Source organism: Synechococcus sp. PCC 7335 (genome assembly GCF_000155595.1).
Classification (GTDB): domain Bacteria; phylum Cyanobacteriota; class Cyanobacteriia; order Phormidesmidales; family Phormidesmidaceae; genus Phormidesmis.
On sequence record NZ_DS989904.1, the window covers coordinates 4,206,927 to 4,221,333 of the forward strand.

The window sequence follows — 14,407 nt, forward strand, 5'->3', positions numbered from 1 at the left end:
CGCAGAGCGCAGCTACTCCAATTCTCTAACCGCCTGGCAGATATTCAACAGCAGTAGGTGAAATCCATCAACTCGCAATGATAGTCTAGGTTTTATATAGCTATATGAAGCCACCAGAGGCGATTATCAAGGATGTATAACTCCAGCAGCATCGTTACCAGCGCAGACAACCGACTTTATGTGTACGAAGTGGAAGGTCTAGGCCAAAGCGGTCAGGCCGACGATATAGGCGCTCCCGTTCGTCGTAGTGGGACCACTTCTTTTGTCGTGCCCTACGGTCGCATGCAGCAAGAAACCAAACGCATCATGCAGTTAGGCGGCAAGATTGTCAGTGTCCGACCCATGAATGAAGCAGCGAGTCAGACAGCGTCTGACTCATCTAGCAACGGTGCGTCTAGTAACGGTAGTGGACCAGCTAAGCAATCTGCAACTCCTTCAGAATCTAAGAAGAAATCAATGACTCAAGCCAAAGAAAAGAAAAAGGTTCCGGTTAATATCTATCGTCCAAAGGCACCTTATCTCGGCGAGTGCCTCTCTAATGACGAGCTAGTTGCAGAAGGTGGGATCGGTACAGTCAAACACCTCAAATTTGACCTTTCAGAAGGCGATCTGCACTATCTAGAAGGTCAGAGTATCGGAATTATTCCTGATGGTGAAGATGAGAATGGCAAACCCCATAAGATTCGACTTTATTCCATCGCTTCTACCCAACATGGTGATGATGTAGATGATAAGACCGTCTCTTTGTGCGTACGTCAGCTAGAGTACAAAGATCCTGAGACTGGTGAGCAGGTCAAGGGAGTTTGTTCCTCTTTTCTCTGTGGCCTAGACGTTGGTCAAAAAGTTAAGATCACAGGCCCAGTCGGCAAAGAGATGCTGCTAGCTGACGATCCCAAGGCCAATATCATCATGATGGGCACGGGCACGGGGATCGCTCCTTTCCGCGCTTATCTATGGCGGATGTTCAAAGATAAAGAGCGCGAGGCAAACCCTGACTATCAGTTCGATGGAAAAGCGTGGCTCATCTTTGGTATTCCTAAGACTGAGAACATCCTTTACAAAGAGGAATTAGAAGAGATTCAGGAGAAGTATCCTGATAACTTTGAGCTGACCTATGCGATTAGCCGTGAGCAAAAGAACTCTGAAGGTGGCCGTATGTATATTCAGCACCGTGTGGCTGAAAATGCGGAGCGTATCTGGGAGATGGTTCAAAATGACAATACTTATGTCTACATTTGCGGTCTGAAAGGGATGGAAGACGGAATCGACGAAGCGATGGCAGTAGAAGCTGAAAAGGCCGGTGTTGACTGGTCTGAGTATCGCCGTACGCTTAAGAAAGCTCATCGGTGGAATGTAGAGACTTACTAAGTAGCCAATTGCTTGAGTAAGGTGCTCTCAAAAGACATCTGAATGAACAAGATTGGGAGGGCCGTTTTCGAAAGAGAGCGGCCCTCCTTGTACAATTGGGAGGATCATTTCGTGAGATTACCAGGCGTTGAACTCTAAAGCGGTACTAAAAGTCGGAATATTAGGACTGGGCACCGTGGGCACAGGGGTGGCCAAAATTCTATTAGAAACCAAGGGCCGACATGCGCTGCTAAACACCTTGGAAATTGAGAAAGTGGGCGTGCGATCGCTTAAACCTCGTAGCATTGATCTCCCCGAGACCCTCTACACAACAGATCTCGATAGCATCGTCAGCGATCCTAGTATCGACATCATTGTTGAAGTGATTGGCGGACTAGAGCCTGCGCGATCGCTCATTCTCAAGGCTATCGAAAACGGCAAGCACGTTGTAAGTGCTAATAAAGCCGTGGTTTCCCGCTATGGCGAAGAAATTTATGCAGCTGCTACTACAGCCGGCGTCTACGTCATGATCGAAGCAGCAGTGGGTGGCGGCATTCCAATTATTGCCCCGCTTAAGCAAGCTCTTTGCGTGAATCGCATTCAGGCGGTTATGGGCATCATCAACGGCACGACTAACTACATTCTCACTCGGATGCAGAATGAAGGGGGCGATTTTGAATCGATTCTTACCGACGCTCAATCATTAGGCTACGCCGAAGCTGATCCTACTGCTGATGTTGATGGACTAGATGCGGCTGATAAGATTTCGATTCTAGCGGCACTCGCTTTTGGCGGACGGATTAAGCGAGAAGACATCTACTGTGAAGGCATTCGCAATGTCAGTGCAGCCGATATTTCATACGCTGAAAAGCTAGGGTTTGTGATCAAACTACTGGCGATCGCACAGCTACCTAAGCAGCTACCTCAAAAAATAAACGCTGACAGTGCTAGGCGAATTCAGGCCCGCGTGCATCCAACCCTGGTCCCAATCGATCATCCGCTGGCCAGTGTTAATGATGTCAATAATGCGGTTCTAGTTGAGGGTGAGCCGATTGGCCAAGTCATGCTCTACGGTCCGGGTGCTGGAGAAGGTCCAACGGCTAGTGCTGTCGTGGCTGATTTGATGGCGATCGCTGCTAATCCTACCTGTGATCACGCTCTAAACCCTCTGCTTGCCTGCTCGCATACTTACTCGCTCGATATCGTTCCTAGCACCGAAGTCGTCACTCGTCTCTACGTTCGTCTTTTGGTAAAAGACACTCCCGGTGTGATTGGTAAACTAGGGACTTGCTTTGGGCGCTATGACGTCAGCTTAGAATCGATTGTTCAGATCGGTATTCAAAATCGCCTAGTTGAGCTTGTCGTTGTTACTCATGAAGTATCAGAAGGAGCCTTTCAGCAGGCACTTGAAGAAATTCGTCAATTTCCTGAAGTAACAGATATTCCTAGCTTGCTGCATGTCCTTTAGATGTCTACTGCTGTACCTGGGCAAGCTTTGTATCAATGGCGGCAGTGGGCTATCCAGCTTGCTAAAAAAAGCAATATCGATCTAGGCGAAGTCGATTGGTTTTTGCAAGGGCTCAGCCAGCTTACAGGTCTGTCTCTGCAGCTAGGCGACTACCAAAACCAGCCTGGCGTTCTACTAAGCGTACCGCTACGTGAATTAACCGAAAGATGGCAACGTCGCATAGATCAAAATGTGCCTGTTCAATATCTGGTTGGTGAAACCCCCTGGCGGAACTTTTTGCTTACCGTGACACCAGATGTGCTGATTCCACGTCCAGAAACTGAGCTAATGATCGATATTGCCGCTGAGCTAGTCGCCAATCGTCCGAACGCAAAGCAGGAACACGTAGGTAACTGGGCTGATCTGGGTACAGGCAGCGGGGCGATCGCACTCGGTTTAGCATATACCTTGCCAAATGCTCGGGTTCACGCTGTCGATATTAGCGATGCGGCGGTCAAAATAGCTCGGCTCAACGCCGAAAAACATTCTCTCGCCCACCGTATTACCTTCTTTCAAGGCAGTTGGCTATCGCCCCTTGGACATCTTCAGGGACAGCTCACCGGCATCGTCTCAAATCCACCCTATATTCCTAGTCAGCTTGTGCTTACCCTTCAGCCTGAAGTGGCTAACCACGAACCACACCTAGCGCTAGACGGCGGGTTAGACGGACTAAGCTGTATCCGCCATCTTATCTCTGAGGGGGCTACCTATCTACAGCCTGGTGGTCTTTGGCTAACTGAACTGATGATGGGGCAAGCAACAACAGTAGCCGATCTCCTGAGTCAGCAGGGTGCATACACTGATGTCACCATCCACCAAGACCTCTCCGGGATAGACAGATTTGTCTCTGCTCGCAAAGCTCTATAATCAGCGCACACAAGTCAGCAATCAGCGCACACAAGTCAGCTCATCAGCTTACATAGGCCAGCTCATCAAGCTAACCTCTATAAAAAGGTAAAACCATGGAAAGTACCGCTTCACTCGACTGGATATTGGCTGCTAGCGCGATCGCTATCTTCCTTGGCGGTCTTTTCCTTCTTTTTGATGGCATCAATGGTAGCGGTGACTGACAGAGAATAACCTTAGTAGCATGTATTCCCACCCGTATTTGGAACCGATTGCTCTTTAGATTTGCGCATGGCCCCGATCAGAGTGGATACAATCACACAGCGTTTGATAGTTGGCGCTTGTTCACTTGAAAGTGTGATACGTCCTAATCTCTCTACATTACCATCTTCATCAAAGCGAACGTAGCGCACGTCGCCTGAGCTTGCAAAGCTTGTTTCATCATCTATTTGTACAGACGCAGAGTCTGAGACTTCCCACTGTGCTTCGTCTATCGCAACAGGTTGATGCACAGCCCATTCTACAAAATCATTTCGTTCTCGTATACTAAACTGCCAGGTAAGCCCTCGACTTTGGGCAATTATTTGAGCCTGTCGAATAGCTGAGTGTATTTGGTCTCTGCTAGTAGTTAGCCGATTTCCCTCCAAAAAGCTGAACCAGCTAGGGGCTGCAATCGTGCTTAATATTCCAACAATAGCAACCACAACAAAAACTTCAATCAGCGTAAAGCCAGCCGTACTATCAGCAGTATCTATCTGTTGATGTTTCATCTTTGTCTCTTAACCTGCTATCTTTTCAAACCGCTACCTTTGAACCCTTTCTGACTACGTCTTGGTTGAGTAGTCCTTGAACGGTGTAAGGTGATCAAATTCTTTTATCAACGACCCCTCTTACCAGCACCCTAGTTTCTAGAATTGGCAATGCACTTTCACTATTGGCCATATTGATAGCCCCAGGTTGTGCGTCGTAGGCATTTCCTCTCAAGAAGACATAAACATCCTGATTAGTACGTTCTTCACTATCTGTGTCGGGGCTTCGCACGCAGGCAAAGAAACTGGTATGGTCTGTTGTCGTTGCTGCGCTGGGCATCACCTGGTATAGAGAATTTCCTGAAGCGTCTGTGCCGTAGGTGCTACAGGGTTCAGTCGGATCAGACAGCGGTGAGCGATTTAAAGTTGCGGTTGGATTGTCCACAAAATCAACTAGCGCCGCTGAGCTGCCAGAGGGATTTCCACGAGTAAGATCGGGCGTCCAATCCTCAAAAGAGGACTCGCTATCACCCAAATTGGCAGGATCGCGATAGCCTTCTCTGATCACCATATTGGCTGTATTGCCTCTATATTTTGAAAGCTCGTATCGGATTAAGCGCGACTGACCTGGCCAATTGCGATTACCATCATTAGTACGCTGAACGTATGCAACCAGAGTGTAGGAGGCTTGTCGAACTCTCAAACTCTGACACTGTGCAAAGTTGGGATCGCTATCATCAAAATTTCTGTGCCCATCAACACAAACAGTAGGGAGATTATCTTCAATCGGATCAACTCGCCAAAAAACCAGGACTGTAGTATCTTCTGCTCTATCAGGAAAATTACGATCGTCTTGTAGCGAAGTTTCTATGCGCTCTACGTCCGCTGGATCAGAATAGACATATAGAGCTTGTTGTAAGTCATCTCTTATATAGTCAATAGCTCTTTGCATGTCTTGCTGCACCTGGTCTAGAGAGGCCTCGCGCCGATCTACCTGCATGATCTCCATCACTAAGTACAACAGTCCAGAGGTGATAATACTTGATACGACCATTGTTATTAGCAATTCCATTAGGGTGAAACCTAACGACAATTTGCGTTTCTTAGGAGACAGCCATCGTGAAAGTATGCGTTTGCAGTGTTGCATATCCTTTGCAGATAAAACAGCTTGTAGGCGAATGTACGACGGTCTTTTTGGATAAAGAATTGGTGATAGACAAGACAGATAGTATGGCTTTGAAATATCAGTCAGGGCATACCATGCTAGAAGGCGCGGAACCAGCAGCGCTTAGCAATTCCCACTGTTGACATAAAGAGGCTTCTCTATCGCCTTGAGAGATCTGGCTATATATCACCGCCAAAGGTCGAGTTCCGGTTTGGCCCTCTCCACTCGTAAATGTCAAACCAGCGGTATCTGTAGCTAACCCTTCTGACAAATTAGCCGCAGCGCGTCTTGCATCGTATACTCTAGCGCCTACATCGAATATTACGGGCGTACTGTCAACGCTGACGCCCTCGGTGCGAAATAGCTGAATAGCATAGTCATCATCCCCATCTCCATCAATATCTACTAAACGAGCATCCGTCACATCCGTGATGTCACTCGTTGAAGCTTCAAAAGTGGTCGGCGCTGAGACCTCGCGAATAATGCTTGTCTCTGTGGTGACGGGTAGAGGAATTGCGGCAAGATCGTTTTGGTAGTCTCCGCCTAGCTCTACAACTAGGCGGACTCTATCAATCTCTGCTTGTGCAAGCTGCAACGCCTGCTCTGTTCTTTGATTTTGGATCCTAGTGGCCACTGAGAAGACCATCATCGGTCCGATTGCGGCGGTAGTCATCCCAATGACTGCGATCGCTACTAAGCACTCGATCAAAGTCAACCCGGACATTGTTAGTTCTGGCTGATTGGCTGCTAGCCTATTGCCCTTTTGCCGGTTCAACCTTGACTTGTCATATAGGATTTTTGTTCTCGAATTAAATTCTCTAATCATGCTCAGAGCTATGCGGGATTGGGACTATGCACCATCAACTAAACAAAATCAACTAAACAAAGAGCCTACGGTCTATGGAGGGCAATTTGTTGTCTCATCAGAGAAGACTAGCGTTGTTCCATCTGGCATCTTTGCACAGCGCAATCCCTCGACATAGGGATCGTCTATAGGTAGCTCCCGATAGTGCTCACTTCGAGGTCTTTCAATAGTGACAAAACGCTGAGCAATTGGGCCTGCTGGTGCGTACTGCAGCGCTACATCGTAACCCCATGAGCGCTCCGGAGGACCATAATATGGAATGATATCCCTGGTGCTATTGCTATATTCACCGGGTTCCCACGCGCTGATGCTAAAAGGCGCTGTTGAAGCTGTACTGAAATTTAGCTGTAGAAAGGCGCCCTGTATAAATAGATTTGTATTCCAATCTTGTATGAAACGAGGAAAGTTATGCAATCCTCCGTAGCTCTGCCCCTCTCTAGAAGGGACAAGCCCAGAGATCATGGTTGCGTTGACTCTATGGGGAGTGTTTTCGTCAATCAGCATGCTGTTGAGTCCTGATGCGTTTTTGCGTATCACGAAGTCGTTGTTGTCAGTAGCTTCTTCAATTAGATTATCGGCTGTCCTAGACTCTCCATTTCTGCCAACCCAGACAGGCGCACCAGTGTCATGAGGCGTATTAGAATCCTCTCTAACCCAGCCATCTGCTCCGGCCCACTTATCTCTGTTGTTGCTTCGTAGCGGGCGCTGCTGATTATGAAAAGACGTTCTGGAGTTGTTGAAATTTGAAGATCTCTCGTCCCGGTCGTTGATGAAGCCTTCTTCTATTGAGCCATCGACAAAGCTATCGGACAAGATTGTCACCGCATCTGCAAGAACCTCTGCTACTCGCCAGCGATCTATGCTAGCGACTGCAAACTTGTCTAGATTACGTCCAGCAACTGTTCGCCCGTCATAAAAATCGACTCTGGAGTTAGGGACAAAAAGGGTCTGCGTAAACTCTTCGATAGAATCGTCACCATCTGTAGAATGCGGATTGAAGTTACCCTTGATATAGGCTGCATTATCCGTAACAAAAGACACTCCCTTTTTACGCTTTTTGTTGTCGCTGATATCTCCTTTATTATTGTTTAGATCTGCATTCAACCGAAAGCCATAGGGACGCCGATCAGGATCGGTAGCATAGTTAATTGGTTTGATGCTGATGCCGACATCGCTGCCATCGTCTCGCTTAGTCAACGGCGGATCGGTTGGCGTAGCGCTGCTGACATCCATCCTACAGCTAGCAGACATCGAGTTCCTGGTAAAATTTGCGATGTTAGATAGTTCATCACAATCTTCCCAGTTGCCTGCGGCTGGCCGCACGATAGAATCCTCGCGAGCTGCATCTTCGCGGGCTGCATAGATAATTCCGCTATAAGAATCTTCACCATCCGAGACCCAATAGTCAGAACCATCAGGATTCGTCGCTTGCGTGAGGCGACCCAAATCAATATCTAATACTCGAACGGTCATCTCTTCTCGACCGTTGTACATACCTTTCTCAAGTAGTGATACGTCAACTAAGGTGCCGTCGGTGTCGACGATCTGCATTGTCTCAGGATTTACCCCTCCGCCTGATGATGTGCCGGTATCGTTGCGAGGAAGCTTCCAAGAGTTTGCAGACCGATGGTCGAATGCGATCGCACTCATCCCTTGTTCACTTGATTCTTCTAATCCGTCTAAATCATCATCTCCAACTACGCGATAGGTTACTTCCCGGTTAACCCCTGTATCATTTCCTGGGCTATTATCGTCCCTGTCATCAAATATGTATGTAGATGCTATATATTCTTCTGCAGCGGGTTGGTCATCGTTTTGATCGTGATTTTCTATTGGAAATAGATAGTGAAGCGCAGGATATTTGGGAGTTGTAGCACAAACCAAAGCAACGCCAGCCTTTTCGTCGTTGAGCCCGTTTCCTCTGCCGCTAAACAAAGAAGCAATACTGCCAGCCGCATTATCAGGATGGCAATCATCGGGGAAATTAAAGGTGTAATTATCGTTTCCTATTGAGACTTCAAACGACGAGAATGACGTTGATGATGGTGAACCTTGAAATCCATAAGTACGGTCTCTATCTATCTGGGTAAAGCTTGAAAGGTTCTCAATGAATTCTATTGCACCTGGACTTAGTGCTGCCCTAGCAATAATTTCTTCTGGGCTCAGGTTTGCACCTGTACAGTCATAATTGTTTTTATTACCACCGCCGCCGCCACCGCCGTTGCCGTTACCGCCGCCACCATTGTTGCCGTTACCGTTACCGCCGCCACCATTGTTGCCATTACCACCGCCACCGTTGTTGCCATTACCGCGACCGTTACCGTTACCATTGCCGTTGCCATTGCCGCGACCGTTACCGTTGCCATTACCGCGACCGCTATTGGACACGCTATTAGCGAAGACACCAGAGATCGGTTTGCAGTATTTTTCCGCAAAGGAACCTGATCCAGGGCCAGAATTGGTGATGCCGAAAGCGTTCCAAACAGGTTTTCCTACTTTTGTCATGACCTGCCCCTGATTGGAAATTCCAGAGAAAGTTCCAGCGTTGACAGTAGCATCCCAATCCAGTTGATTTAGGCTCGTAAGACTATTAGCTAGTAAGCCCATCGTACAAGCAGCAGAATGCAAAGAAGACTTGTCTGCAGGGCTTAGCGCATCATATCTATCAGACATCGCTGATAGTGAGCTTTTCCAGTTCGTTTTATTATCTAAAAAGTCGGTAAATATACGGCGTAGCATCGAGTAGTCACCCCACATGGCCATCTGCGGAAAAGGGTGAACAGTACTGTCCTGTACAGGTGGAAATGAAGGAGAACCACCCTTAGGATCGCCTGCGAGATACGCTAGATTACGTAGAGCTATTCCTAGTGGCTTGTTGTCTGCTAGTGCAGCACCAAAAGAATCGTTCGTTCCCCCGCTGGCTCTAAATTGCAATGGAAAGTCGTATTCCCAGCCATTTGTTCCTTTACCGATCAAGAAGTTACTAATAAAAGAAACGTCGTTATTACTGGAATCTTTGAATGTTACTTCTTGAAAGTCTCGGCTGTTTTGAAGGGTTTCAAAGGTGCCTGGGTGAGAGGTTGCTGCATAGCAAGCTAACGGATAACTTCCACTATCACTCTCATAGTGATAGACCACCATGCCTTGCACCGCAGCTAAATTGTCTCGCAACGTTCGTCTCTGGCGCTGTAGGTTAGAAATAGTTGTACTATTCGGCGGATACAACGGATCGCTATTACTCTGCCAGCCATAGTGATTACCTAGCTCCAGTCGCTGCCCTACCACCAAACGCAGTCCATGTACTCCAGCTTGCCTTTCCCAATAGCCATCTAGTCCAGATGTTTCGTCGATCAGATTTTCACCGTTCGGATCACTCGCTAGAATCGTTTCACCCAGCTTCTTGTCATAGCTTGGACTGGTGCGAGTTGTTGTAATAGTGCCATCGTCAGTGTCGTTTACCCAATTCACATCGGAATAAGAAGGACGAGGACCATAGCGATTATCAGCACGATAGAAATCATCTAGGTATGGAGGATTTTGATTTTCGTTAGTAATTCGTCCTCTTGTAAAGAATTTTCGCCTTTCCCAGTCTGGATCTCTCGTCCATGTATCGGTATTACGATGCTCAGAAACATTCCTTGTGAATAGCGCTAACGGGTTTAGTGCAATGTTCAAAGGAGACACATTCCTCCCTGCGTCTACAGAGTCTGTATTTACTGTTAAATTCGCATCCTCACCCCTAGTCAAGGGAGAGTTGCCAACGCCATCGTAGATATGAATTCTTGGGTTGTTTCTCCTACGGATTCTGTTTGAAGTTGAATTTCCAACAATGAGCTGCCCTTCAAAGTCTCCCGAAGTTGGCTCGACAATACCATCCCCGTCGTTATCTACTTCTGCCAAAGTAATAGCAGAGGCATCTTGGGTGTACAGGCATGAATTGTGAGAACTGACCATGTGCAACCGGGCTCTGCCATCAACCATCAGATTGCCGTCGGTATGCATGGCCCCATTGAGGTTAAATTCGGGACCTGGGAATATCTCTAGATCGTATTTAAACCAAGCTCCCCATCGATTCCCTTTACTGGCTCGTCGCACCTGCTGTAGCTCCAAAGCACTGTTCGCCCGGCCAAGGTCCTTTCCATTACTCACATAGGCAGTAACCTGAAAGTTTTTCTCCAGCAATGCTGAACTAACTTGATACCATCCTTGATTCGCAACCCTTGAACCACCGCAAGTTTCTGGGGCTTGTTCAGCATTGAGCGGGCCATTACGAGTGACTAGAGCATTTGCCTTGGCCGGGCTCAACACGTCTTCGATTTTGATATCGTCTTCGCGATCATTAGGAGTACTATTTACGTCGACAGCATCGTCCATCAAAATGGAATAGGCTACAATCTCGTTTTGGTCTTCAATGCCATCACCGTTGAGGTCAAAGGTAAACATCCAGGCGTTATCAACAGTATCGTCCCCGTTGATGTCAATTCTTTCTTCTCCAGGCAATTCGTAAGGATCATCGACAAGTGCGGTGACGCCTAAAGACGAATCAGTTACGTTTGCCATCAGTGCGACTAACAGATCGCTAGAGGGCGTTGAAGAACTAGGAAAGCGCGTATCCCGGCCAAACAGATATTCTAGTTTTGCTTTTGCCCGATCAATCGCAGGGGTAGCAACATTATCGATGACCTGCTGCTCTCGCGTTAAGTACGCTGATTGTGTGCGGCTAGCCGTTCGATAGCTGAGTGCTCCTACCGTTAGTGTCATTATCAGCAGCAACAGCACTGTCGTCGGGAGTACAAACCCAGCGCGGCTATAGCGAGCAGACTTGTTGAAAAGAAAGAGACTTCTCAAGAATCCGCTCATAAATCGACGAGAAAGCCGCTGAAAGTCTGAGCTGTGCAGAGGGCGAGTTCTATTTCGAGTCTGCTTCTTGGCGGACATGTCAGGCTTCCTAACTGATGGGGAGATGCACAAGTGGAAAAATAATTTTTAGCCACTTCTACACTGCTACCCGCTCAGATTACCCAACCTTCATAATTAAGATGATCAGTAAGGCTACCTATCTGAAACCATTAACATCAGCGGGTTCTGGCAACAACCTCGCTTGCTACTTGGCTAAAGCGTTGTATAAATCGTTTTGAATAGGGAAAAAATCTTGATAAGGAAAATATAGAAAGAGCAAGGCCAAACGCACGCACATGAAAAACCCCTCTGCGATTACAGAGAGGTTTCTTGATTTGAGAGGAGTGCTTTCTGAATGGTTAAAAGTCAATACACGTTAGACAAAGGGGTTTTTCGACTATCTTTCTAGTACTTATTCAAGTCGATTCCAGCCTCACGAGCCATTGCATCTAGACCTTTTTTCTGTAGGGTTTTAAGTGCTTTGGTGGATACGCGCAGACGAACGAATCTATTACCCTGAGGCCACCAAATGCGCTTGTCTTGAAGGTTTGCTTCTTGAAGGCGCTTGGTACGACGATGAGAGTGAGAGACGGAAAAGGCGTTATTGGCTTTCTTGCCAGTGAGGTCGCACTTCTTTGACATGGGTTTTCTACGCTAACAGAGTTACTTATTATAGACAGCTATGGCAATTAGTACAAAAGTGAAATCCGATCTGCAAGTTTGGCATTGACTCCGCTCAACCACCATAGGTCGTGACGACTGACAGCAGACAAAAAAACAAATCCGCCTAGCTGAGGGAGCTAAGCGGATTCGATAGATGCTATGGCCTGGTTTTATCGCTCGGTCAGCTTTGTCAATAAGTTGGTCGAACGCTCTGTAAAGGTTTTCATTCCGTCCGCGTCAAAGCCTTTTTGAGCCATAAGCGCTAGGTCGTAAACCTGCTCACAGATCAAATTAGCGAGCTGACTAGAGGGCGATGGACTGCCGTCTGCTTGGACAATGCCTTGGTCTAAATTAGCTACATTTTTGATCAAGGGATGAGCAGTATTTACCAAAAGCGTGTGAGCCTCCGGGAACTGGACGCTTTGCTGCTGGATGAAGGCGCTCATTTCCTGCATACGACGAAGCTCTTCAGGAAGCAAGACCATCGCCGGAGGAGCACTCTCATCACCCTTAAGCGCTTCGGTGCGAATAGTTACCTGAGGACGGTTTAGCGCCTTTTCGAAAACCGACTTGATTTGTTCACCACGAGTTTTATTCGTTGAACCATCAATGATGTCATCTGACTTGTCACCATCAATCAAGGTGTCGTCTAGATCAGCGTCTACTCTAGAGAATTTGACGTCCGAGTACTCTCGCTCTAGAAAAGAGACAAAGTGGGTGTCAATGAACGAATCCATAAACAGCACTTCTATGCCCTGATTCTTCAAAAGGCTGATATAAGTAGCCTGCGAGACTTCATCAGTTGCGTAATAGACTCTATTTTCGTGCTTTTCCTTATTGCGATCTAGATATTCCTGGATAGTGGTATAGGAGTTACCGTTAGCATCAACTGCTTTTTTCTCACTAACATCCGACCAAGCATCATCGCCTTCAGCTTGAGTATCTACTTCTACAGAGACTTTCGGTTCATCGGCCTTAGCTAGATCTGCAGTTGAGCGGAAGATGACGTACTTCTCAACTTGCTTTTTGAATTTGTCGTCATTAAGCGAGCCAAATTTAACGAAGGTGCCTAGGTCTTGCCAAATGCTGATGTACTTCTCAATATCGTCTCTATACTGCTCCTTGAGGCGATCACCCACCTTCTTAGCAACATAGTCTGAGATTCGCCGCACGGTCCGATCAGCTTGCAAGAAGCTGCGAGACACATTCAGCGGAATATCCGTGCTATCAATCACACCACGTAACGGCGTTAGAAACTTAGGAATCACTTCTTCGCAGTTATCACTGACGAAAACCTGATTGCAGAAAAGCTTAATCTGTCCCTGGTTTAGCTCAACATCTGGCTTGAGCTTAGGGAAGTAAAGAATCCCATTCACGACAAAGGGATAGTCCGTGTTGAGATGAACCCAGAGCAAAGGCTCTTCTTCGTAGGGATAGAGGTAGCGGTAGAGATTGAGATAGTCTTCGTCAGTCAGATCGCTTGGAGATTTTTTCCAAGGCGCTTCTTGCTTGTTGATGACTTCGCCATTGAAGCTAATAGGAACGGGTAGGAAGTCACAGTAAGTTTTGACGAGCTGTTTGATACGAGCGTCTTCTAAGTATTCCTGCTCGTCGTCGTTAAGATAGAGCGTGATCGTGGTACCGCGGGTGGTGCGATCGCTCTGGCTCAGCTCAAAAGACGTACTCCCATCGCAAGACCAGTGAACAGGCTGGGCATCGTCCTGCCAAGATAGGGTATCGATATCTACTCGGTCAGCGACCATGAAAGAGGAATAGAAGCCTAGACCAAAGTGGCCAATGATCTGCTGATCAGACTCATCTTTATACTTACTGATAAACTCTTCAGCACTAGAGAAAGCAACTTGATTGATATACTTCTTGATCTCATCACCAGTCATGCCAATACCACTATCACTGATGCTGAGGGTTTTGGCTTCTTTATCAACAGCAATGGTGATCTCTGAAGTGGTTTCACCTTTATAATCACCAGAGCGAGAGAGCATATTCAGCTTACTGATGGCGTCAACGCCGTTGGAAACTAGCTCTCTTAGAAAGATTTCGTGGTCGGAATACAACCATTTCTTAATGATGGGGAAAATATTTTCGGTATGGATACTAATATTTCCCTGTTCCAAAACCGTTGTCATGATAAGACTCTGCCCCTGTAAATCGGTGTGGTAAATAGCTACTCCTTAATGTTGCTGACTTTCGCGAGGCTGACAAGGGCGGTGGCTGTGATAGGAGAGTGCGGGTTTCCCTACCTACGTCCTACCGATGACAGTCCTTGCTGCTAGGTTAACGCTCAGATACATAGTGTGTCGCTAAATCCAAAAACTGTGCTAATGTCTATGCTTATTAGCTATATG

The 14,407-nt window shown here is 47.1% G+C and carries 9 protein-coding genes; 3 read left to right on the forward strand and 6 right to left on the reverse strand.

The genetic code is table 11. The annotated features are described in order from the left end of the window. Nucleotides 1-132: 132 nt before the first annotated feature. The 3 genes from petH to prmC all read left to right on the forward strand — a co-directional run bounded on the left by petH (nt 133) and on the right by prmC (nt 3,721). A complete protein-coding gene (gene petH / locus S7335_RS17680; RefSeq protein WP_006453519.1) occupies nt 133-1,368 on the forward strand; it encodes a ferredoxin--NADP reductase in 1,236 nt (411 codons plus the stop codon). A gap of 127 nt (nt 1,369-1,495) precedes the next feature. Further along, entirely contained in the window at nt 1,496-2,815 is a 1,320-nt protein-coding gene (locus S7335_RS17685) for a homoserine dehydrogenase (protein WP_006455446.1), read from the forward strand. Beyond that, nucleotides 2,816-3,721, forward strand: coding sequence for a peptide chain release factor N(5)-glutamine methyltransferase (gene prmC / locus S7335_RS17690; RefSeq protein ID WP_038016472.1), 906 nt, complete (start codon nt 2,816-2,818; stop codon nt 3,719-3,721). A 215-nt stretch (nt 3,722-3,936) separates the two neighbouring features. Here the strand turns inward: prmC and S7335_RS17695 are convergent, their stop codons facing one another. The 6 genes from S7335_RS17695 to htpG form a co-directional block, all read right to left on the reverse strand. Next, complete coding sequence (locus tag S7335_RS17695) at nt 3,937-4,470, reverse strand: prepilin-type N-terminal cleavage/methylation domain-containing protein (RefSeq protein WP_006456481.1); 534 nt, start codon at nt 4,468-4,470, stop codon at nt 3,937-3,939. Nucleotides 4,471-4,564: 94 nt separating this feature from the next. After that, a complete protein-coding gene (locus tag S7335_RS17700; protein ID WP_083785102.1) occupies nt 4,565-5,596 on the reverse strand; it encodes a PilW family protein in 1,032 nt (343 codons plus the stop codon). Nucleotides 5,597-5,693: 97 nt separating this feature from the next. Further along, nucleotides 5,694-6,338, reverse strand: a complete 645-nt coding sequence (locus S7335_RS17705; protein WP_198011388.1) for a prepilin-type N-terminal cleavage/methylation domain-containing protein — start codon at nt 6,336-6,338, stop codon at nt 5,694-5,696. Between the two features lie 174 nt (nt 6,339-6,512). Then, complete coding sequence (hpsA, locus tag S7335_RS27930) at nt 6,513-11,417, reverse strand: hormogonium polysaccharide biosynthesis protein HpsA (protein WP_006455155.1); 4,905 nt, start codon at nt 11,415-11,417, stop codon at nt 6,513-6,515. Between the two features lie 366 nt (nt 11,418-11,783). Continuing rightward, complete coding sequence (rpmB, locus tag S7335_RS17715; RefSeq protein ID WP_006457519.1) at nt 11,784-12,020, reverse strand: 50S ribosomal protein L28; 237 nt, start codon at nt 12,018-12,020, stop codon at nt 11,784-11,786. A gap of 191 nt (nt 12,021-12,211) precedes the next feature. Next, nucleotides 12,212-14,188: a molecular chaperone HtpG gene (gene htpG, locus S7335_RS17720; RefSeq protein WP_006457688.1), complete on the reverse strand. Its 1,977-nt coding sequence runs from the start codon at nt 14,186-14,188 to the stop codon at nt 12,212-12,214. Nucleotides 14,189-14,407 lie beyond the last annotated feature (219 nt).

Excerpts from the sequence above, each read along its gene's own strand:
- petH (WP_006453519.1), top strand. The coding sequence starts at position 133 with ATGTATAACTCCAGCAGCATCGTTACCAGCGCAGACAACCGACTTTAT.
- prmC (WP_038016472.1), top strand. The coding sequence starts at position 2,816 with ATGTCTACTGCTGTACCTGGGCAAGCTTTGTATCAATGGCGGCAGTGG.
- S7335_RS17695 (WP_006456481.1), bottom strand. The coding sequence starts at position 4,470 with ATGAAACATCAACAGATAGATACTGCTGATAGTACGGCTGGCTTTACG.
- S7335_RS17700 (WP_083785102.1), bottom strand. The coding sequence starts at position 5,596 with ATGCAACACTGCAAACGCATACTTTCACGATGGCTGTCTCCTAAGAAA.
- S7335_RS17705 (WP_198011388.1), bottom strand. The coding sequence starts at position 6,338 with ATGTCCGGGTTGACTTTGATCGAGTGCTTAGTAGCGATCGCAGTCATT.
- hpsA (WP_006455155.1), bottom strand. The coding sequence starts at position 11,417 with ATGTCCGCCAAGAAGCAGACTCGAAATAGAACTCGCCCTCTGCACAGC.
- rpmB (WP_006457519.1), bottom strand. The coding sequence starts at position 12,020 with ATGTCAAAGAAGTGCGACCTCACTGGCAAGAAAGCCAATAACGCCTTT.
- htpG (WP_006457688.1), bottom strand. The coding sequence starts at position 14,188 with ATGACAACGGTTTTGGAACAGGGAAATATTAGTATCCATACCGAAAAT.